The organism is Candidatus Hydrogenedentota bacterium (assembly GCA_018005585.1).
GTDB lineage: Bacteria > Hydrogenedentota > Hydrogenedentia > Hydrogenedentales > JAGMZX01 > JAGMZX01.
This window is the reverse complement of record JAGMZX010000099.1, coordinates 1-21,798: the sequence shown is the minus strand read 5'-3', so window position 1 is coordinate 21,798 and position 21,798 is coordinate 1. Positions and strand designations below refer to the sequence as shown.

The following is a 21,798-nucleotide window of genomic DNA, read 5'->3' as shown; positions in this document are numbered from 1 at the left end:
CCTTCACCCTCACCCTCACCCTCGCCTTCACCTTCACCTTCACCTTCACCTTCACCTTCACCTTCACCTTCGCCTTCGCCCTCACCCTCGCCTTCGCCCTCGCCTTCCGATGATACGCAGGCCAGATCACCGCGAATTTCGCCGTCGGGATGCGACGTGCTCGCCACTTGAATGTAATGGGCGGTGCCAAAAGCCTCGTATTGTTCAAGCGAGAGCGGCACATAAATTGGTGCTTGCGGTCCTCCAAGATTCAGCACGGCGGGTCCCGTAGCGCCCGGCGCTCCCTCATGAAGATAAACCGTCGCCGGGTCAGCCACGTTGTGCATCACGGTGACCAGCACGTACTGCACGGAGGGGTCCCACTCGAAAGTCACGGTTCCTGAGGCTTCCGTCGTAACGGGCGGGACGACGGAGGCGCCGTCAAGCGCGACGGAGCAGAGCAATTCAAGGCCACTACCCTCTCCTTCCCCTTCACCCTCCCCTTCCCCTTCTCCCTCGCCTTCTCCCTCGCCTTCGCCTTCCCCTTCGCCTTCGCCTTCGCCTTCGCCCTCTCCTTCCCCCTCGCCCTCGCTTGGATTACAGACGATCTGGCCGCGGATATCGCCGTCTGGATGCTCCGTACTGTCAATCTGGAAATACAGATCGTTACCCGCACTCGCGACGGCAAGCACGTCCGCGTCGGTAAGTTCATAGTGGATGGGACTCGCCACGCCGCCGAGATCCACGACGATATCCCCGTTCACGCCCGCGGCGCCCTGCCGGATAACCGCGGCAGTCGGGTTTGCCACGTCATGCGTAATATCGACGGTGTAGAAGAGGCTCACCGTATCGATGGTAAGAACGGCGGAGCCCGTGGCGCTGCTGCCGGAAGGCGGTACCACATTGCCGCCATTCAACGTCGAGTCGCATTCGATCTCGTTGGGACAGCTTGCGGGCATCACTGCTGCATCGAAGACCGCTTCGAGAAATCTCAAGGTCTTTTCGCCTTCGCCTTCGCCTTCGCCTTCGCCCTCACCTTCGCCTTCACCTTCTGCAGCGGGGCAATTCTCCCGCGTATAGTTCAAGTACTCACACAGATTGGAGAATCCGTCGTCGTCCACGTCGCCGCTGCCGCGCAATTCCGTGAGCACCGCGTATGCGGCCGCGGAGAGGTCCGGATTGTCAAAGCCATCCTGGCCGTCAGCGCGCAGCAGGGCATCCATGAGCTTCACGAGACCGGCCGCCAGACCGAACGACCCGCTTCCCACCATGCTGATGGGCGTGTCGGGGCTTTCCGGCGAGGGCAGAGAGACCGGTGTAAATCCACCGTTGCCCAAGGTTAGATACGCGACAAGGATTTCCTTGAAGCCGGGCGCTTCCGTCTCGAATACCGACGCCATGGTCGCGCCGAGGTCCGTCTGCAACTGGGCAAGGTTGGCGTCCCAGGCCGCGCGCAACGTATCATGGTCCACAACACTGGGCCCGCCGGGCGGATAGGCCGCCGCGTTGTTCAAGATTTCCTGCATGACCCCGAATTCATTGGCAGCTTCGGGGATGCCGTTGCTGTTAAAGGTGTATAACGCGGGCGAAGTGCCCGTATTGACGTAGAAAAAGCCGTTCAGATCGGCCGTTTCCGGCGCCATCCGGTCCAGAATCGGTTCAAAGGCCTCCCCCAGCGACGTGCGCAAATAGGTACTCGCTTGGACCGACGCAAAGGCTGCACAGAAATCGACGCCGAGATCCTCCGCGCCCGCCGGCAGTCCCATTCCAACAAGAACACCAATGCACGCCAAGACAAGTTTGCGATTCAACGTATTCATCTGATGCCATTCCCCTGATTTGTCCTGCAATCACCACCAAGGCCGGTCTGCAGCATGACGGCCGGCCCCAGCTCTTGCCAGTCCCGTCTTTATGACACGTATCGCAATGGAATGCAAGTCTCTCAGACAGGGAGGACTTCGAGCCGGGGCAGCCGCCTCGGGCGGGTCTCTCTCACGACATGCGGACCCGGCGCACGGGAATTCCCTTTATCGCCTTTTGTATAAGGAGTATGCTCTTGCTCACAATCGGAAATGGAGGTCACCGGGCATGTGGATGATGGCAATTGCTTCCGTGGTGCTGACTGCCGGGGACCCGGTCGTCTTGTGGATCAACGCCCGCGACATCGCAGATGGCGCGCCCGTGAACACGCCGCGAGCCGACACCTATGTGGTTCACGCATGGGCACGCGCGGAGCGGGCTGCGTCGGTCGAAATCAACGGCCAGCGCCTGGAAGCACCGCCACAGGGTGAGGCAAAAGACGAGTGGGTGTGGGTGCAGGCCGGCTCCATACCCCTGGAAGCGGGGCCGCTCGCCGTGCAATTCGGCGAAGGCGTCGTGGCGGCTATCCTCACAACCAATGCCGACTTGCGGCCCAAAGACGCAATCGCGGACATCCGGGTCTACGACCAGCCGAAAGCGGTGCGCGACCGGCGCGCGCTGGCAGCCCGCCACACGGACACCGTGTTCACCATGCCTTTCTACGGCAGCACCAGCGACTGGGAAGATTCGGCGGACGTGCTGCGCAGCCGCATCCTGCTGGCGTGCGGGCTGGTCCCCATGCCGGAACGGACACCGCTGAACGCACGCCTGTTCGAGCGCACGCAGCACGACGATTACTCAGTCGAGAAGGCATGCTTCGAGGCCCGGCCCGGCTTCCTCGTGACGGGGAACCTCTATCGCCCGGTTGGCAATGGCCCCTTCCCGGCGGTGGTATGCCCGCACGGCCACTGGGAGAAGGGCCGGCTCGAAGACGGCGAGCGCGGTTCGGTGCCGGGCCGGTGCATCACGCTCGCGCGCATGGGCTTCGTCGTGTTCAGCTACGACATGATAGGTTACAACGACAGTCTCCAGTTCAAACACAACTGGGGCGGGCCACGCGAGAAACTCTGGGGGCTGCACCCGTTCGCGATGCAGTTGTGGTCCAGCATCCGCGCCGTCGATTTCATAAGCGAATTGCCTGAAGTCGATAAGGACCGCATCGGCTGCACGGGCGCGTCCGGCGGCGGCACGCAAACCTTCGCTCTCATGGCGGTTGAACCGCGCATCAAGGTCGCCGCGCCCGTGAACATGATTTCTTCGACCATGCAAGGCGGCTGCCTCTGCGAGAACGCGCCTATAATCCGCATGGAGCATTCAAATATGGAAATCGGCGCGATGATGGCGCCGCGGCCGCTGCTAATGGTTTCCGCAACCGGCGATTGGACCCGCGAGACGCCGCGCGTCGAGTATCCGGCCATCCGCGGCATCTATAGTCTCTACGGCGCCGAAGACCGCGTCCAGAATGTCCATATCGACGCGGGCCACAACTACAACAAGGCGAGCCGCGAGGCAATGTACCGGTTCTTCGGCAAATGGTTGCTTGGCGGCGACCAATGGGAGACCTATACCGAGCCGGAGTTTACGGTCGAGCCGGATGACACGCTGCGCGTCTTCCCCGACGGCACGCTCCCGGACGGGTTGCCCGCGGACGACGAACTTCGCGAGCAGATCATTGCGGCAACGCGCGCGAAATGGGATGCCGAACTGCCCGAATCCGCCGATGAGCAGGCATTCGCCTACTTCAGGTCGAAATACGGCAGGCTATTCTCCGACATGCTGGCTGCGCACAAGCCGGAACCGAACGCACTCGACTCGGAGCGCACGGGCCTTGTTGAGCGAGAAGGCTACGCCGTCGAACGGTGGGTCATCCGGCGGCGATGCGTGGACGACGCCATCCCGGCCATCCTGTACCGCGGCTACGACACGGAGCCGCAGGACGCTGTGCTGCTGGTGCACGGGGAAGGCAAAGCCGCGCTCGCGGACCTTGCCCGCGGCGGGCCGGGTCCGCTCGTGCGCGCCTTGATCGCCCGCGGCTATGCGGTGCTCTGTATCGACACGTTCCTCATCGGCGAGCATCATGCGCCCGTGGCGCGCACGGAACGGGTGCAAATAGGCCGGTTCATGGATACGTTTCAGCCGACGGACACGGGCTGCCGTGTCCAGGACGTGCTGACGGCAACCGCTTTTCTGCAAGCACGCAGAGACCTTTCAGGTACTGTGCACCTCATTGGGCTCGGCGACGGCGGCGTCTGGTGCCTGTTCGCCAGCGCCAGTGACCTCTCCGTGGGTGCGACGGTCGCCGACTTGAGCGGTTTCGACGCCGAAGACGACCAAGCCTGGGTGGACCGGTTCTACATCCCGTGCATTCGCGCCGTGGGCGATGTCCGCACCGCCGCCGTGCTCGCCGGGAATCGCCACTTGTACGTGGTTCGCCCCCAAGGCGCGCCGGAACTTGCCGGCGCGAAAGTGGCCGACGCGCTGCCCGGCCCGGAAACGCTGGCGGATTGGCTCCCGTGACCGCGCCACGTGTCGATAAGCTGGCCCATATCGCCGACCTCCATTTCTGGGAGATCGTGTGCAACCCGCTCCGGCTGCTGAACAAGCGGTTCCTCGGGAACGCGAACGTGGTCCTGCGTCGCGCCCGCGAATTCCCCATGGACCGGGCCGAATCCTTCGCGGACACCGTAGCGGCCACGGGCGCCGCAACGGCGGTGCTCACGGGCGACTTCACCTCGACCGCAACCGACCGCGAATTCGAGCTGGCAAAGCGTTTCGTCGAGGGACTCGCCCGCCGCGGCCTGCGCGTCTGGGCCATTCCCGGAAATCACGACGTATACACGTATGAAGCCGCCCGCAAACGGCGTTTCGAGCGGTATCTTGGCGATTTCCTGCCGAAGGAGGGACTGCCTGCGTCCGTGCCGCTGCCGGGCGGCACGCCGCTGGTGCTGGTTCCAACCGTGTGCCCGAACTTCCTGAGCGCCCGGGGCCGCATAACCGAAGACGAAGTCGCCCGCACGGCGGCCTTAATCGAGGCCGCGCCCGAAGGGCCGGTGATTGTGGCGGGCCATTATCCATGCCTGCATCAGACGGACGGCTACGCCAGCACCTGGGGCCGGCGCCTGCGCAACGCCGATACGTTGCGGAACGTCCTGGGCCGCGCGGGGCGGCCCATCCTCTATCTGGCGGGGCACGTGCACCGCTTCAGCTGCGCCAGTGACACGTTGCACGCCACGCTATGTCACGTGACTACGCCCGCTTTCTTCCTGGACTGCCGCCATGACGGGACGCGCGGGGCGTTTACGGAAGTGCACGCCGGCGCAGAAGGCTTTGCCGTGTTTCGGCATGCCTTTCGCGACAACTGGTCACGCGAGCAGGTTTTGGGCGCTTGAAAACCACGGGCAAGATGCCCGTGCCGTGGCAAGAGCATCCTGCTCATGCTCTTGCGGCACCATGCCCCCCGCACGAGGAAGATGTCCGTGCCACGTGTTGTCTCAGGATTTTGGCCAGCGGGTCCGGCTGTGATAGCATTTCCAGGTGGCAGAGACGATGCGAAACCCAGCCGATGGTCCGGGAACCGGGCGCAGGCGGAAACATAAGCGGTTCAGGAAGGACCCCCACGTGTGGGGCCTCTTGTGCGGGGCCGCGACGGCAACTGCCGTTCTCGCCTATGCCGCGTATCGACAGTGGCCGGATCCCGTCCTGGTGCAACCCGCTGTCATTCTGGGCGTGCTCATCGCGTTTGTCGCCGGTTATGGCGTTGCGGGCGTCTGCGCCTATCTGCTCGCGGCGCTGGTGCGCAAGGAGCAACGGGCGCGAAACCTGGCGCGTCTCAAGGCCGAGGCTGCGCAAAAGAATGACGCCGCGGAGCGCAAAGCGGCGCAGGAATAAGCCGAGGGAGGTCGTTCATGTTCAAGAATTTGTTGTTGCGGCGCGCTTGGGCGGCCTGTCTTGCGGTGTGGGCATCAGCCGCGGCGTTCGGCCAGGCGCCTGACCTCGCCAGCATGGACATCGTCCAGCGGTCCGTGCCGGACGGCCCGGTCGCGATCGTGCGCGGCACACCCATCGAACGCGACGCGTATCTCGCCTACTATGAGAACGAGTTGATCACGCTGGCCCAGATGACTGAACGCACGGAATTCGCGGACAGCGACCGCGTGAAGATCGCGCTCGCCTGCCTGGCCAAGATGGTGCAGCGCGAAATCCTCTACCAGGAAGCGGTCAAGCGCAAGCTCACGGTTCCCGACCAGAAAGTCCAGGAAGCGTACGAGCATGACCTCTCCGTGTTGCGCCAGCGTTTCGAGCGCAAGGATGGCCAGCCCATCACGGATGACGACATCGTCAAAATAACGGGCCAGCCGCTGGACCAGATTCGCGACGCCGTGCGCCGCTCCCTGCTGATAGACGCAGCGTTCGACCAAATTGCCAAGGAACAGAATATCACGGTAACGGACAAGGAAATAGAGGAGTTTCGTTCCGAGCACCCGGAATTGTTCCAGCGGCCCGACTCCGTTCACCTGCGACAGATCTTCATCCGCCCGAAACCGAACCCGCAGAACGCCACGCCGGAACAGTGGGCCGCCGCGCGGGCGGAAATCGAGAAGGCGCTGGCCCGCGTGCGCGCGGGCGAAAACTTTGAGGCCGTCGCGCGCGCCGTGTCGCAAGCGCCGGATGCGCAACGGGGCGGCGACATGGGCGATGTGCCCGCGGAGAAGCTCCCGTCTTTCTACGCCGAGGCAGTCAAGGGCATGAAACCGGGCGGCATCAGCGGCGTAATTCAGAGCGAGTACGGGCTGCACGTCGTCCAGTTTATCGAAAGCAAGGGCGGCACACAGGTGTCGCTGGAAGAGGCGCGGCCGCGCATCGAAACAGCGCTTGGGCAAACCAAGGCGGAGTTGGCCGTAGCCTCTTGGTGTCAGCCCATCATGAGCGACCCCGCGCAAGTCAAGGTGTTCCTCCACCTGGAACAGACTCTCGCAACCCTGCCCGAAAGCGAAGAAGACAAAAAATAGGGGCGATCATGGCCTTTTCCGTCCTATGTTGCAGCGTGTGTCTTGTCTTGTGCGCCGATGAAACGCCGTATCGCTGGCCCTTGGACCTGCCCCCGGAACTGACCAGCAGTTTCGCGGAGTACCGGCCGGGCCGTTTCCATGCCGGAATCGACTTGCGGACGGGCGGCTTGGGCCGGCCGGTATATGCCGCGGCGAACGGTTATGTGTCACGCCTGCGTTGCTCGCCCTTCGGCTACGGGAAGGCCGTATATCTGCAACTCGAGACCGGCCTGACCGCCGTATACGGACATCTGGACGATTTCTCGCCGGAACTGCGCGACTACGTACGGCGCGCCCAACACCGGGCAAAGAGCTACACTGTCGACCTGCAGGTGGAGCCCGGCTTGTTCCGTGTTCAAAAGGGGCAGCTGGTCGCCAAGAGCGGCCAGACCGGCACAGGCGCGCCGCACCTGCACTATGAACTCCGGGACAACCGGGAATGGCCCGTTAATCCGCGGCTCTACGGCATCACGTGGCCCGATGGGGACCGCCCCATCATAAAGCAGATGCTCGTGGCGCCCGACGGGCCGGATTCGCGTGTCAATCAGGACATCGTCCCGGTAGTGCTCGACGTGCGCGCCGCCGGGACGGGTCAGTACACTTGCGCGCCTGTCCGCGCCTCAGGCCGGATTGGTTTCGCCGTCAATGGCGTCGACCCGGGCAGTGGCGGCGCCTACAAACTGGGGCCGTACACGCTCGTGGCCCGCGCGGGCGAGCAGGAAATCTTCCGCGTCCAATGCGATGCGTACTCCTACGACAACACCGGCGACGGCGTTGTTGCTTTTCACCCCTTCTTCTTGAAAGAGGGGCATTTCCAGTTGCTCTGGCGCTGGACCGGCAACGATTCGGAGTTGTACGCGCATACGAGAGGGGCGGGCTGGTGGGAAGTCCCGCAGGGCAAGACGGAAGTGGTCGTCGAGATGACCGATTTCCACGAGAACAAAGTGGCGCTCACCATTCCCATCGAGTATGCCGCGCCCGCGGCGCCGCCAGTAAAGGCATCCGCCGTCGCGCAGGGGAAGGGCGAAGTAGGGGCCGAATGCCTGGGCGAGTACTTGGTCATTACGGCTGACTTCACGGCAAACGAGCCGGAAGCGCCCGAGGGCCTCGTCGAAAGCGACGAGAATATCGTGCCAGTCCCGTTCCTGCGCGTGAGCGAGCGCCGGTTCCGGGCCAGCTACAATCCCACGGCATCGGGACGCAATACGCTTCGCGTCACCCACCCCCGGCTCGCCAAGCCGTTCGCGAAGACCTTCGCCGCTTTCGTGCGCGGTGCGGGCGCCACTGTTGGCTTGGGCGAAGCGGCCGTGAGCGCGGCATCGGGGTCGGCTTACGGCGTGCTTTTCGTAGGGGTGGAGCGCATGGAGAACGCCGGTCCGAAGGCGGCGGGCTTGCGGCGCGCCGGGCCCGTTTACCGGTGTTGGCCTGAGGAAATGCCCATTGACGCGCCGGTCCGCATCAGCCTGCCGCTGCCGGAAGGGCTGAACGCGGGCAAGAGCGCCGTGTATCGAGCGTCGGGCAATTCGTGGTCGCGGGAGGGCGGCGAACTGGCGAACGGGCGCGCGACGTTCAGCACGCGCCGTCTCGGGCTGTTTGGCTTTCTCGAGGACACGACACCGCCCGCTGTCAGCGATGTTGCTCCGTCTGACGGCGCCACACCGGCCTCGCGCCGCCCGGAAATCAAGGCAGCCATCAGCGACCGGGGAAGCGGCATCAGGGACTACGAGGTTTCTTGCGGCGATCACTGGCTGCTCACCGCATTTGACCCTGAACATGAGCGCATCTCCTGGGAACAGGATGAGGACCTGCCCGCGGGCGAACAGGAAGTCGTGATTCGAGTCACCGACAATGCCGGGAATGAGACGCGCGTCGTCCGTTCTGTCACGGTGCCCGAGCAATGACGTCCCGCACGGCGCGACATGGCGCGGCGTGATTTGTCGCGGACAAAAACGGAAAAGGCGAGAACCGGACATGGGATTCTTGCGGGCGCTGTATCGTTATGCGTTCCTGGTCGTGTGGACGACGTCTTTCGCGGTGGCCTACGGCGTCCTCTGGCCGGTCACCAAGTATCCTGAAAGACGCCGCCGCGCCCTTCGCCGCGTCATGCTCCGCGGCTGGGCCGCCGGCATTGCGTTCGCCTGGGGCATCCGCGTGGAAATGCACGGGCCCGTGCCCAAACGCCCTTTCTTTATCGTCGCGAATCACATCAGCTATCTGGACGTGCTCATGCTGGTTCGGTGTACGGGTTGCATTTTCGTCGCGCGCGGCGACGTCGCCTCCTGGCCTGTCATCGGGTTCCTCTTCCGGTCCATCCACGTAATGTTCATCGACCGCACCGACAAGCGCGATACGATGCGCGTGAATGAACTCATTCACCATGCCCTGTCGCTCGACGACTGCGTCGGCGTGTTCGCGGAAAGCCGCATCTCGCGCGGCATCGACGTCGAGCCCTTCAAATCGGCTTTGATCCAGCCGGCCATAGCCAATCACATCCCGGTCCATTACGCGACCATCACGTACAAAAGCCTGCCCGGCGCCACGCCCGCGTGGCAGGTCGTGAACTGGTGGCAGCCGATCCCCTTCTCCCGGCACCTGTGGCGCGTGCTCGCGTGCCGCGGGTTCACCACGGTGGTGCATTTCGGCGAGGCGCCCCTCTTCGGGGAAGACCGCAAGGTGCTGGCACGGCAATTGCGCGATGCCGTGCGCGCCCGCTTCGTGCCGGTGCAGTAGAGGCAGACGGTCTCGGCGTCAGGACACGCCTCGCAAGACTCCCGGAGCTCCGGCCGCCCTCGAAACGGGAGATACGCACGCATCCCCCCGCGCCGCTTTGCGCGGAGACCGCGCAAATCGGTATGGTTTGTCAGGCATTTCCGAGGAACTCTCATGAACAAGACAAAACGGGTATTGCTGGCCGGGCTTTATCATGAGACGCATACGTTTCTGGATGAAGTCACGGGGTTGGATGCTTTCCAGACCGCGCACGGCGAAGAACTACTGGACTCGGCGGGCGACAGTTCGCCCCTGGGCGGCGCGCTGGACGCCGCGCAGCGCTTCGGCTGGGAGCTCGCGCCCGTCATCGACATGCGCGCCATGCCGGGCGGCACGGTCGCCGACGCGGTCGTCGAGCACTTCTGGAGCGCGGTGGCAGATGCGCTGGCCGATCATCCCCCGGCCGGGTTGGACGGCGTTTTCCTTGTGCTTCACGGCGCGATGGCGTCAGAGTCGTTCACGGATGTGGAGGGCGAAATCCTGGAGCGCATACGCGCGCTGCCCAGCGCGGCGCGGCTGCCGGTCTGCGGCGTGCTGGACTTGCACGCGAACTTCACGGAGCGCATGGCGCGGCTCAGCGACGGGCTGGTCGCATATCGCGAGAACCCGCACACGGACGCGAAACAGGCCGCCGAAGACGCCGCGGCGCTGCTCGAGCGGGTCATGCGCACGGGAGTACGCCCCGTGACCGTGTGGGAGCGCGCGCCCGCCATGTGGCCCGCCACCGGGACCGGCACCGCGAACGACCCCATGCGCGCGCTGGAGGAAAGGGCGCGAGCCGCCGAACGCGAAGAGCAGGATATCCTCTTCGTGAACGTGTGCAGCGGCTGTGCGTTCACGGACGCGCCCGAAACGAGCGCGTGTTTCACGGCCATCACGCTGGGCGACCCTGACCAAGCCCGCGGGCCGCTGGCGGAATTGCGCGATATCGCGATTCGCAAGCGCAGATGCGGCAATGTGCTCGATATGCCCCCCGCCGAAGCCCTGTCGCGCTTGCGCACGCACACCGAGGGCCCCGTCGTGCTTGTGGAGCCGTCGGACAATATCGGCGGCGGCGCGCCGGGCGATGGCACCGGGTTGCTGCGGTTCTTTCTTGAGAACGGCATCTCCAACGCGGCGATTGCGATTAACGACCCGCGCGCCGCGGCGGTCGCGCATCTGCACGCGCCAGGCGCGCGGCTCGACCTCGAAATCGGCGGTCGTGGCTCCCGGTTCGACGCTGGCCCGCTGCCGGTGCGGGTTGATTTGCTGTCCCTGACGGACGGGCGCTTTGAACTCGAAGACAAGCAGAGCCATCTGGCCTCGATGTTTGGGTCCTGGATCGATATGGGCCCGTGCGCCGTCGTGCGGCATCGCGGCGTGCGCATCCTGCTTACAAGCCGAAAGACACCGCCCTTTGACCTCGGCCAATTGCGGAGTCAGGGCATAGCGCCCGAGGATTGCTTTGCCATCGGCGTGAAAGCCGCCGTAGCGCACCGCCGCGCCTACGACCCGGTCGCAAAAGCCATGTACTGGATTGACACCCCCGGTCCCTGTTCGAGCAACCTCGGGAGTTTTCCGTACCGGCGCATCCATCGGCCCATTTTCCCGCTGGATGACCTCGAGGAGTGGCCCGTGGATGCGTGACCCGTGCGCCCAAATCACGGGCGGGCGGCTTGCGCCGTCCCATGGCCCGGGAGTAGCCTTGACGAACCAGAAAAGCGATTCGGCCCACTGAAGGAGTGCAGAACATGTCCGAGAAAACAACGCGTCGCAATTTCCTGAAGACCGCCACGGCCGGGGCAGCGGCCCTGTCCTTGTCCGCCGCGAGCTACGCCCGCGTGGCCGGCGCCAACGACCGGCTCTCCATCGGCATCATCGGGTGCGGCGGCCGCGGACGCGGCGCCCACATGACCGGTGTGCGTCCCTTCATCGATTCTCAGAACGTCGAGATCACGGCCGTGTGCGACCCGTGGCGCATCGCGCGCGAAGAAGCAGCGGCTATGACGAAGGACTGGTTCGGCCGCGAGGCGCGCCAGTTCGGTACCTATCGCGACGTGGTGGCCCTCGACGACATCGACGCGGTCATGATCGCCTCGTGCGACCACCAGCACACGACGCATCTTGAGGCCGCCGCGCGCGCGAAGAAGGACGTCTACGTCGAAAAGCCGCTGTCGATGGACCTTGAAAGCCTCAAACGCGCGTGCGACGCCGTGAAGGAGAACAACGTGGTCGTGCAGGTCGGCACGCAACTGCGCAGCATGCCCAGCATGACCGGCGCGCGCGAAGTGTTCAAGACCGGCGTTCTCGGCACGGTTGGCCGCATCGAGCAGCACCGAAACGGCTGGCGGCCCTATTGGTACGCCTATATCAAGGAGGACGTGAAGGAAGAAGACCTGGACTGGGCGGAATTCCTGATGGACCGGCCCATGCGGCCGTTCCACCCCGTGACCTATTCGGGCTGGTACGGTTATCGGGACTTCTCGGATGGCGCGGTGCCCGGCTTCGGCAGCCACTACATCGACCTGATCCATTACATCACCGGCGCGCAATTCCCGGCGAGCGCCGTTTGTCTCGGCGGCACGTACACCTGGAAAGACCAGCATCAGTTCACGTGCCCCGACCACGTGACGGCATTGTGGACCTATCCGGAAGGCTTCATGGTCGAGTATACGACCAATTTCGGCAATGACAGCGGCAGTTCGTTCAAGATCTTCGGCGACACCGCCGTCATGGACCTCCAGGACTGGAGCAATCCCTATCTGCTCCCCGACGGCGTGCATGCGAAAGACCCGGCCGTGAAGGAGAAGACCGCCATCGAGAACATCGAGCGGCCGGACCACGTGCTCGACTGGCTCCAGTGTATCCGCAGCCGCCAGACGCCCAACGCCTCAATCGACGCGGGCTATCAGCATGCCGTGGCGGTAATCATGGCGATGATGGCCTACGATGCCGGCAAGCGCATGATCTACGATCACGAGAAGCGCGAAATTCGCGAGGGATAGAACGGAGAGGAAGCAAGCGACGCCGTTGCGCCTGTTTCGTTTCGCCCCATCGATAGCGGTCAGAGGAAAGGGCGCGCGGGCGAAATTCCGCTCATCGTGCCCGATGACTTGTCCGTCAGGGCGCTTCCCGTATCACTGCGCCGGCGCGACGCGATATACCTCCATCTGCCCGGGCATGAGCCAGTGCGATACGCTCACGCCGCCGTCCGCGGGACTCGAGCCCGCCTCCGTCTCCTGATTGCTCCAGTTCATCTGGTAGACCTTGGTGTTGGCCCCGTTGAACACCAGCGTGGCGTAAGCGTTTTCCGTCGTGCTGTTATTGACCAGCGCGACCCAGGGGCGGCCCTGCGCGTCGCTGAACCGCGACACGATGACCGGGCATTGGGCCTCCGCCCGGACTTCGCGGACCACGTCGTCCGCCTCAAAGGGCAGGCAGCCGGTCACCGGCTCGGGCCATTGCATCGCCTTGACGAAGTCCAGGTCCAGGAACAAGCGGCCATAGCGCTTGATGAACCCTCTATTGACCCGCTTGAGCGAGTCGAACGTGGGTGTCTTGTCCCAAAACTCGTCAATGGGCGAAAGCCGGTAGTTGTCGTGCGGCGCGCGCATGTAGAAGAAGAAGTAGAGGATGCCCTGCGCGCCGTAGGCGATCGACGTGTTGAACTGCCAGCGGATGTCGTCTTCGGAGGGGCAGCGGTAGTTGAAATGGCCCACGGAGAGAATGGTGTTCCAGAAGGGGATGCCGTTCCGTTTCGTGGCCTCGCGGTAATCGTTGAGGTTCTTGAAATACATCGGCCAGCCCGACTTTTCCGGGTTCATCTGCGAATAGCAGTCGTAGCACAGGAACGCAACCCCGGACGTTTTCGCGAATGCGTCCAGGTAGGCCTGCCAGTCGTCGAATCCCACGCGCGGATTCACGCCCGGGTGCCACGGCAGCAGGTTTACAAACGGGTGCAGATTCGGCGCGGCCTGCTTGACGATACGCGCGGCGTCACAGACAGGCTGAAACAGGGCAACGTCCGGTTCGTCGAGGATGTGGAAGCCGAAGGTGCCCCGGTGCAGCGCGAAATCGGCCATTGCGGCACGCACCTGCTTCTGGAAATCCTCGGGCAGCGGATTGCGTGCGCGCGTGCGCGGGTCGCAAATGATGACGCGGATGCCGCGCGCGTATGCCCAGTCGAGTATGCGGTTCATGCGCGCCACATTCTCCGGCGTGACGGAGAACTCGGGCCCCATCGTCAGCGTAATGCCCGCGTCGGCCCACTCCTGGACCTTCTCCTCGTCGAACACCTCGATGGGCGCATAGTTCCAGAAACCGATGGGGAAATTGTGCAGGCCGGCATTGAACGGCGATGCAGTCAGGGCGAGAAAGAGCAAACTAGTCGTCAGCATACTGCGGTTCCCTTTGTATCTGCTTCGGTTGAACAGTCTCTCGGGCACACGCCGGCCGCTCCGGAAGTCCGGGGCCGTATCACGGTTTGCCGTTGCCCGAATCGCGTCAACATAGTAGCCAACCCCCGCGCGAAGCACAATGTGGCGGCGCTTCTTGCATGCGAATGCAGAAACGCGCTACCGTTGCGTTGCGGAGGGGCACACCATGGCGAAATGCGCGTACTGTCATTCCACGATTTTGTTCGGCGGAGCAAGAGACGGAGACCTGCGGTTCTGTAACGGCGTATGCATGAAGAACGGCGTCGCGGTGCGGCTGGCCGGTCGTATTCCCGACGAGATGATTCAAGGTGAAGTCGAGGCAATTCACCAGGGTACTTGCCCGCAATGCAACGGACCCGGCCCCGTCGACGTGCACGTCTCCTACCGTGTCTGGTCGGCCCTTGTGATGACTTCATGGGAAAGCAGGCCGCAACTCTGCTGTCCATCCTGCGGCGTGAAGAACAAGCTGGGAGACGCGCTTTTCAGTCTGGTGCTGGGATGGTGGGGCCTGCCTTGGGGGTTCCTCATGACGCCCATCCAGATTGTGCGCAACCTGGCCGGCCTGGCGCACGCGCCCGACCCGCGCAAGCCGTCGGATACGCTCGCATCCATCGTGCGCACGCGTATGGCGCAGCGACTCCTTGAGGAACGTCAAGGAGAGAATGCGCCGTCCTAGGCTTGGTCACTCTTGTGTGGAAGCCGTTTCTACTGTCAGAATGCCACCAAGGATAGTCTCAAACTCAAGGAACACGGTTATGGTCGCCTCACGTCGTGAATTCCTGGTTCGCAGCGCCGCCTGTCTGGCGCCGGCGCTTGCGTTGTCGCGGATGGGTTGGGGACAGGCGGCTCCCCCAAGGATACGCCTGTCGGCGTGCGACTGGTCGTTGCAGGCATACGGGCCGGGCGGACTGGTTATCGCGAAGAACGTGGGGCTGGACGGTCTCGAAATCAGCGCGGGCGACCCGGCGGACACGCTGGCGATTGCCGACCCCGCGTTGCGGGAGCAATACAAGGTCCAGGCGCAGGCCACCGGCGTTATTGTGTCGTCGATCGCGATGGGCTTGCTGAATGACGCGCCGCTGGCGAGCGATCCGCGCGGCCCGGCGTGGCTCGAACAGACGATCGACGCGGCGGCAGACCTCGGCGCGAAGGTCATCCTTCTGGCGTTTTTTGGCCGGGGCGACCTGCTTGAGGGCAAGGAATTGAAACGGGACGCCCTGGACGCGGTGGTCCAGCGGCTGAAAGACGCCGCGCCACGGGCGCGGGAGAAGGGCGTCATCCTCGGGATCGAGAACTATTTGTCCGCGAAGGATAACCTCATGGTCCTGGACCGGGTCGGCCACGACAGCGTGCGCGTGTATTATGACGTGCGCAATTCGACGGACAAGGACTACGACGTCCCCGCGGAAATCCGCGAACTCGGCGGCCGGATCTGCCAGATTCATTTCAAGGACGGGCCACATTATCTCGGCGAGGGGGAAGTGGCGATGGAACCCGTGGCCGCGGCGATGGCGGACATTGGGTATAAGGGCTGGGTCGTGCTCGAGACCTCAATCCCCTCCAAGGACCGCGACGCGGATTTTACGCGGAACGCGACGTACGCGAGGAAGCTTCTCGGGCTGGCGTAACGGGAAAGAACACGGACGCAGTTCACGTCTGAAGACAAGGCCGAAGCGGCGAAGCGGCACGTGGTGGGCGGGGAGGCGGTGTCGTTGGTCTGCGAGGAACTGAGGATCGCGCGCAATCTGTTCTACCGGTGGCAAAAGGAGCTGTCCAACCACGCGGCGGCGTTCGAGGTAAAGGGCCGGGGCTCAGGCATGGACAGCAGGACGCGCAAGCTTGAGAAGAAGGTTGAGTCGTTGCAGGCGAAGCTGGCGCACAAGGACAACGTGGTCGCAGAGGTCACCGAGGACTGTGTGGTGCTAGAAAAAGGTTCTTCGGGAACGAGTGTGGGGCAGTTGCAGGCGTCGAGCGCCCGATGCCAAGACCCTGAGACGACGGAGACGCCATGATACCATCGGTGTGCAGCTTTCCGTCGCGGCCCGGCGCGCCTCCGTTTGACGGGATTGCAGCACGAACCGCATGGCGAAAGTTGGTTGGTGCGTCGATTGGTGTCCTATCTCACTTCTGTCCGGACGCGGCCGTCCAAAGCCGGTAAACCAGCGATTTGTGCGGGTCGCTGCCGTCCGCGTAGCTGTCGAGGGTCTTGACGAGGCCTTCATGGAGCCGCACGGCCGTGTCGACGAAGGACTGGTCCGCGGCCGCCTGGGAGGCTTCCGGGAGAGACGTAATCTTGCCTTCCTGCCGCAGCCTGCGGCGCTCCGAAATAGTCCATATATACGCAAGCGCCAGTCGCGCATGCGCCGCCTCGTAAGACTGGCCAAGCTCCGCCGCTTCCATTGCGGCGTGAAAGCGGCGCAACCGGGCCGTATTCGGGCCGGCCACATCGGAGACTGCCTGCCAACATGCATCGTCTTCCAACGGCAATGGCGGTGCAGGGGCATCCCACGGCTTGTGTTCTCCGATATCATCATCACCGAGCGCTACATACACGAACGCGGTCTCCGGCAGCGATTCATACGACACTGTGATCTTCTCCGCATCGAACGCGCTCCATACGTCCCCGTTGATGCGCACAGCCGTCACGGGCCCCGTTCCAGCAGCAGCCAGGAACACGCGCTTATCTCCGAAATAGATGGGAAACCGCTGCTCCAGCCGTGTAATGCCCGGCGGGATGTGCGGGATGAGGGTGAGCGCGTCGGCGGTGTAACGATATTCGAACAGGCCGCGGATGAACGCCGCAATAGGGCCAAAGGCGTCGTAGGTGATGTTGATAGGTTCTTTGGGCTGATAGACGGCGGCGCCGAAATCGACGAGCGGGTTGTCCATGCGGAACTGTCGCGCGAAGCCGAGCATGTGCTCCATCGACTTGCGCGCGTCGTCATAGGCGCCGAGGCGGTAATAGGCCATCACCATGCGCGCCTCGCACGTGGACCAGTGGCCGCCGTTTACCCACGTGCCGTGCTGCCAGAGCCAGGAGGTGGGCGGCTCGTACATGTCGTCGAGAGAGGGCTCGTTCGCCTGGATGACGTGGTGACGGCGCAGCAGCGGGATCGAGACGATCTTGTCGTATATGCGGCGCGCCTGTGCGTCGTCCACAACGCGGAACGCAATGGCGTCGTGGTTGGGCGACGCCTCGAAGTAGCCGTATTTCTCCGCGCCGTAGACGCCGTGGCGAGCGCCGTCGGGATCGAGCGATTTGATGAAGTAACCCTCATCCGTGGTCACGTTGGCGAGGCCTTCGCGCGCGCGGTCGCGGCGCTCGCTGTAGAGAGCGGCTTTGTCGTCGTTTCCGGCGAGTTTTTCGACCTCGATGAGCCTGTCGAGCGCGGCGATGTACGTGATCGAAAGGCCGGCAAGATACGCCATTTTGAACGTGCCGTCCGGCTGTATCCACCCGGCGTAACTCGGCGCGAGCAGGTTGGCGGCCGGTCCCGCGAGGAAGAGATCGTTGCTCGGGTCGCGCCGCGACTCGATGAACTCGGCGCAACGTTCCAGCTTGGGCAGGTAATGCGCGATTTCGTCCGGGCGTCGTCGAATCAGCATAAGCTCCGACTGCATGAGCAGACCCGCCGCCGTGAATTCCATGCCCCAGTCGTGGATCGCATGGCGGCCGTCGCCCTGACGGTAATGGATGAGCCCGGGCGCCGCGGCGTCGCACAGGCTGCCATCCGGCGCTACGTAGCCGTGGTTGCCCGCGCGCTTCCCGTCGCCCATCTGGTCAAACCACAGGTCGTGGCTGTTCATGAGAAACGTGATGTACGGTTCGCCAAGGAACGGCAGGACGCAGTAGGTCGGGCCATAGCTGTTCTGAATCCACCACGCGCCCCACGTCGGCCCTTCGACAAAGCCGTTCCACGCGGGCGTGTACAGCATGGGCAGGTTCTGCAATTCGGGATTCGGCTCGAACATGCTCCGCGCGGTGTTGAGGAGGTCGAGGTAGGCGGCGTCGCCCTCGCCCTCGTAGAACGGGTTCTCCCATGATGCAGCACGCACGGGCATGACCGCGACAAGACAATGTGAAATCAAGATCGCGCCCACAAGGGACCGCATTGGATAATCCTCCACTTCTGAGGGACATGGTACCTTTTACCCCACTTGCAGAAGCAACTGCGCGCTTTATAATAGGATTCGACGTGCAACCCCCGGGAGGCGCCCTCATGAACCGGCGAACTTTTCTGCGTTACGCAACCGCAACCACGGCTTGCGCCGTCGCGGGCCTGGAAACACGGCCGGCGGAACAAGCGGCCGCGCCGGCGGCGTCATACCGGCCCAATTTCCTCGTCATCCTCGCCGATGATATGGGCTTCTCCGACCTCGGGTGCTACGGCTCGGAAATCCGCACGCCGAATCTGGACCGGCTCGCGGCGGAGGGGCTCCGCTTCACGCAAGGGTACAACTGCGCCCGGTGCTGCCCGTCGCGCGCGTCGTTGCTGACGGGCTTGTATCCGCACGAGGCGGGTGTGGGCAAGATGGTCAGCTTTCCTGATGGGCCCGAGAAGCCCGGGCCATACCAAGGCTACCTGAACGACCGGTGCGCGACGCTCGCCGAACTGCTGCGCGCCGCCGGGTATCGCACGTACATGTCCGGGAAATGGCACGTGGGCGAAATGCGCGAGCACTGGCCGCGCCGGCGCGGATTCGACCGCTATTTCGGGCTCATCAGCGGGGGCAGCAGCTATTGGGAACTACTGGAAGAGCCCGGGCGCAAACGCGTCATGGCCCAGGACGACGAACCATTCACGCCGGAGCCCGGCGAATTCTACATGACCGACGCGTTCAGCGATTTCGCGGTACGCTGTCTGAGAGAGCACGCCGGACGCGACGAGCCGTTCCTGCTCTATCTCGCGTACACGGCCCCGCACTGGCCGCTGCACGCGTGGCCGGAGGACATCGCCCGCTACGAGGGCACGTACCGTATCGGCTGGGATGAATTGCGCCGCCGCCGGTACACGCGGCAGCTCGAACTCGGGATTATCGACCCTCAATGGGCGTTGTCGCCGCGCGACGGGTCCGTGCCCGCGTGGGAAGATGTCGAAGACAAGCCGTATTGGAAGCGGCTTATGGCCGTCTACGCGGCAATGATCGACCGCATGGACTACGGCATCGGGCGGGTTCTTCAGGTGCTCGATGAGACCGGCGCCGCGGAGAACACCGTCGTTGTCTTTCTCTCGGACAACGGCGGCTGCGACGAGGACATCGCGGGCCGCAAGCTGCATACTCCCGGCACGCGCGCGGGCGAACGCGGCTCGTACGACGCCTGCAAGCGGCCCTGGGCCAACGCGAGCAACACACCGTTCCGCCTCTATAAAAAATACATCCACGAGGGCGGCATTGCCACGCCATTCATCGTCCGCTGGCCCCGGGCGTTCCCGCGCGGCGGGCAATTGACCCGGGAGGTGGCGCATATTACCGACATCATGCCCACCTGCCTCGACGCGGCGGGCGCCGTCTATCCGGAGACCTTCGCCGGCCGCGCGTTGCTGCCGCTCGCCGGGCGCAGCCTCCTGCCGGCGCTGCGGGGCGAATCGCGCGAGCCGCGTCCCGCGCTGTTCTGGGAACATTTCGGCAACCGCGGCGTTCGCCAGGACGATTGGAAATACGTGGCCACGGCAAGAGGCGATTGGGAACTCTACAACCTTGCCGAAGACCGGACCGAACTGCGCAGCCTCGGCGCGGAACAGCCGGAGAAGGCCCGGGAACTCGACGCGCTGTACGCGGCGTGGGCCGGGCGCGTCGGCGTGTGACGCGGCGCGCGCCGCTACCGCGACAAGACGAGACTGCGCGGCGCGCAGGCGTCCAGTGTCGTGCGAAACAGTCCCTCCTCCAGCGCCGTTTCTTCGCATTCGGATGTGCCGCGCAGATTCACCGGCCGCGCCTTCGTGAAACCCAACGCAGGGTTGACGCGCACCTCGCACGAGCCGCCCTGCCCCGCCTGTTCCCACAAGCGCAGCAACGTCCCTTCGCCGTACGGATTCGGCCCGAACGCCGTCACCAGCACGCCGTCGCGCGATAACCGCACACCTTCAAGGTCGGGCGGTAACGTGCCCGGTTCCTCTGAATCCATATAATCGGCCTGCAACGGCACGCGCGCCTCCCAGCAGCGCTTGATGAAATCCGCGTCTCCTTCTTCCGGCGTTTGCAGCCATATCCGTACTCGCGGCGTCAGGTCGCCCTCGATCCACTGCGCAAAATTCGTGGACCACAGGTTATTGAACAGATTCACGAACACTGTGCCCTTCTTCGGCACGAATTCCGGCGAGTATTTCCATAATCCGCGCCGCTCGAGACTCACCAGCGGCGAGTCGAGCGGACACAGCCCGACGCTGGATCCGTCCGGCGCGACCACGCGTACACCCGTGTTCAGGCAGAACACATCACGGTTCGTGCCCGGAACGATGTCCGTGGCCGGATCGACGATCCCTCCCAGCCGCCCGAGCCGGAACTTCGCGTCCTCCACCGCAAACGGAAAACACAGCCACCCCGCTTCCGGCCACGGCGTAGCCGTCTTCTCATCAATTGACCACGTCACGTCAATCGCGGGCAGCGTCTCGTACACGGTGATTCGCAGGCGCATTTGCCCATCCCCCGCTGCTGTCTTCAGTTCCAGCGCTGCGGAGGCGCTGTCCGATGAGGCCGTGCAGGTTTCGAATCGTGGCGACTGCGTCTCATGTGGCGCATCGGGAAGGCCGGGCTTTCCGAAATCCTTGGCCACCCACGATTCTTGATGCAGCGGATAGCTGTCGAGATATTCTTGAGCGTCCGCCGAGTCGTATTTCTCATGGAGAAACTGCCCAACCGCAAATTCCGAGGCGCCGTCCACCCACTCGCGGCCCGTACGCCTGTCCACGATTGAGACGATGCCACCGCGCTCTTTGTCGAAGCGAATTGTGAACCACTCGTTCTCGAGTAGCCCCGTTTGCGCGTCCGCGCGGCACGAGTTGTCGTCGGAAAGGATATCCTCCGGGCGCAGCGATTTGTAGCCCAGCGCGGACACTAAACCGGGGTAGACGAATCCTTCGACATCATGGAACGCCGTGGCTGCGGCTTCGGGTAGGGTGACTACGTCTGATCGCGGCCATGGCAGGGGATTGAACACAACAACACGTGGCTCGCTAACGGCGACCCTTGCCGCCAACGCCTGCAATTCGCCTTTGAATTCGTCCGAAATTGCGGAATCGGCGGCCATCGCATAGGCAGCGTGGTCCGCCCACGACTGCTCTAGCCGCACGTACCGCCCGTCTCGTCGCGCCTTGCGCCAATCATCGCCGTAGAGGCGCTCTCCAAAATGTCCTATGTCGTAACCCCACGTGTGCTCGCCGTAGAGCAGGCTCTGCTCAAACCCGTTAATAGAATTGAACTCCGGGAAAGGCGGGGTCGCTATGCCGCCGACCGTGCCGTGGAAGGTCACCAGGTTCTCGTACGCGCCCAATAGTGGACGGCACCGGCGCGCGGTCGCCGTCGCTTCCGGCAGAGACGCGATCCCGTGAATCCACGTGTCGGGCATATCGCCGCGGACAACGGGCAGGTCGGGGTGTTCCGCTAGTGTCTTGAGCGTTAAATTCATTGAATAAGTTGTCAACCTATGTATCATTGTAGGCGTTATATATGTAACAACTACAATGGAGGATAGGAGATGAGAACGGGAAGGCCGAAGAAGGACCTGA

At 63.8% G+C, this 21,798-nt stretch carries 15 protein-coding genes and 1 pseudogene; 12 read left to right on the top strand and 4 right to left on the bottom strand.

From position 1 onward, the window contains the following. A partial coding sequence (locus KA184_15855) for a CHRD domain-containing protein (GenBank protein ID MBP8131053.1) occupies positions 1 to 1,799 on the bottom strand: 1,799 nt, incomplete at its 3' end. Between the two features lie 268 nt (positions 1,800 to 2,067). On the opposite strand from KA184_15855, the gene KA184_15850 reads away from it, so the two are divergent. The 8 genes from KA184_15850 (at position 2,068) to KA184_15815 (ending at position 12,640) form a co-directional block, all read left to right on the top strand. Continuing rightward, positions 2,068 to 4,356: an acetylxylan esterase gene (locus tag KA184_15850; protein MBP8131052.1), complete on the top strand. Its 2,289-nt coding sequence runs from the start codon at positions 2,068 to 2,070 to the stop codon at positions 4,354 to 4,356. After that, entirely contained in the window at positions 4,353 to 5,228 is an 876-nt protein-coding gene (locus tag KA184_15845) for a metallophosphoesterase (protein ID MBP8131051.1), read from the top strand. The genes KA184_15850 and KA184_15845 overlap by 4 nt, the downstream gene beginning before the upstream one ends. A gap of 229 nt (positions 5,229 to 5,457) precedes the next feature. After that, entirely contained in the window at positions 5,458 to 5,727 is a 270-nt protein-coding gene (locus tag KA184_15840) for a hypothetical protein (protein ID MBP8131050.1), read from the top strand. Between the two features lie 17 nt (positions 5,728 to 5,744). Further along, positions 5,745 to 6,848 carry a peptidylprolyl isomerase gene (locus KA184_15835; protein MBP8131049.1) on the top strand — a complete coding sequence of 368 codons (1,104 nt, stop codon included), beginning with the start codon at positions 5,745 to 5,747 and terminating at the stop codon, positions 6,846 to 6,848. 8 nt (positions 6,849 to 6,856) lie between these two features. Continuing rightward, complete coding sequence (locus tag KA184_15830) at positions 6,857 to 8,788, top strand: peptidoglycan DD-metalloendopeptidase family protein (GenBank protein MBP8131048.1); 1,932 nt, start codon at positions 6,857 to 6,859, stop codon at positions 8,786 to 8,788. A 70-nt stretch (positions 8,789 to 8,858) separates the two neighbouring features. Continuing rightward, positions 8,859 to 9,617, top strand: coding sequence for a 1-acyl-sn-glycerol-3-phosphate acyltransferase (locus KA184_15825; GenBank protein ID MBP8131047.1), 759 nt, complete (start codon positions 8,859 to 8,861; stop codon positions 9,615 to 9,617). Between the two features lie 153 nt (positions 9,618 to 9,770). Continuing rightward, positions 9,771 to 11,282 carry a M81 family metallopeptidase gene (locus tag KA184_15820; protein MBP8131046.1) on the top strand — a complete coding sequence of 504 codons (1,512 nt, stop codon included), beginning with the start codon at positions 9,771 to 9,773 and terminating at the stop codon, positions 11,280 to 11,282. A gap of 104 nt (positions 11,283 to 11,386) precedes the next feature. Further along, positions 11,387 to 12,640, top strand: coding sequence for a Gfo/Idh/MocA family oxidoreductase (locus KA184_15815; protein MBP8131045.1), 1,254 nt, complete (start codon positions 11,387 to 11,389; stop codon positions 12,638 to 12,640). Between the two features lie 132 nt (positions 12,641 to 12,772). Here the strand turns inward: KA184_15815 and KA184_15810 are convergent, their stop codons facing one another. Beyond that, positions 12,773 to 14,032: a hypothetical protein gene (locus KA184_15810; protein MBP8131044.1), complete on the bottom strand. Its 1,260-nt coding sequence runs from the start codon at positions 14,030 to 14,032 to the stop codon at positions 12,773 to 12,775. A gap of 205 nt (positions 14,033 to 14,237) precedes the next feature. On the opposite strand from KA184_15810, the gene KA184_15805 reads away from it, so the two are divergent. From KA184_15805 to KA184_15795, 3 genes and pseudogenes are all read left to right on the top strand, one after another. Beyond that, positions 14,238 to 14,747 carry a hypothetical protein gene (locus tag KA184_15805; GenBank protein ID MBP8131043.1) on the top strand — a complete coding sequence of 170 codons (510 nt, stop codon included), beginning with the start codon at positions 14,238 to 14,240 and terminating at the stop codon, positions 14,745 to 14,747. A gap of 79 nt (positions 14,748 to 14,826) precedes the next feature. Continuing rightward, positions 14,827 to 15,699 (top strand): sugar phosphate isomerase/epimerase, encoded by an 873-nt coding sequence (locus tag KA184_15800; GenBank protein MBP8131042.1) that lies wholly within the window; start codon positions 14,827 to 14,829, stop codon positions 15,697 to 15,699. A 6-nt stretch (positions 15,700 to 15,705) separates the two neighbouring features. After that, positions 15,706 to 16,083 (top strand): annotated as a pseudogene (locus KA184_15795) (transposase). A gap of 109 nt (positions 16,084 to 16,192) precedes the next feature. Here the strand turns inward: KA184_15795 and KA184_15790 are convergent. After that, a complete protein-coding gene (locus KA184_15790; GenBank protein MBP8131041.1) occupies positions 16,193 to 18,184 on the bottom strand; it encodes a hypothetical protein in 1,992 nt (663 codons plus the stop codon). Between the two features lie 107 nt (positions 18,185 to 18,291). On the opposite strand from KA184_15790, the gene KA184_15785 reads away from it, so the two are divergent. Further along, positions 18,292 to 19,878 carry an arylsulfatase gene (locus KA184_15785; GenBank protein MBP8131040.1) on the top strand — a complete coding sequence of 529 codons (1,587 nt, stop codon included), beginning with the start codon at positions 18,292 to 18,294 and terminating at the stop codon, positions 19,876 to 19,878. 14 nt (positions 19,879 to 19,892) lie between these two features. On the opposite strand, the gene KA184_15780 is transcribed toward KA184_15785, so the two are convergent. Beyond that, entirely contained in the window at positions 19,893 to 21,698 is a 1,806-nt protein-coding gene (locus KA184_15780) for a DUF5054 domain-containing protein (protein MBP8131039.1), read from the bottom strand. Positions 21,699 to 21,798: the final 100 nt, after the last annotated feature.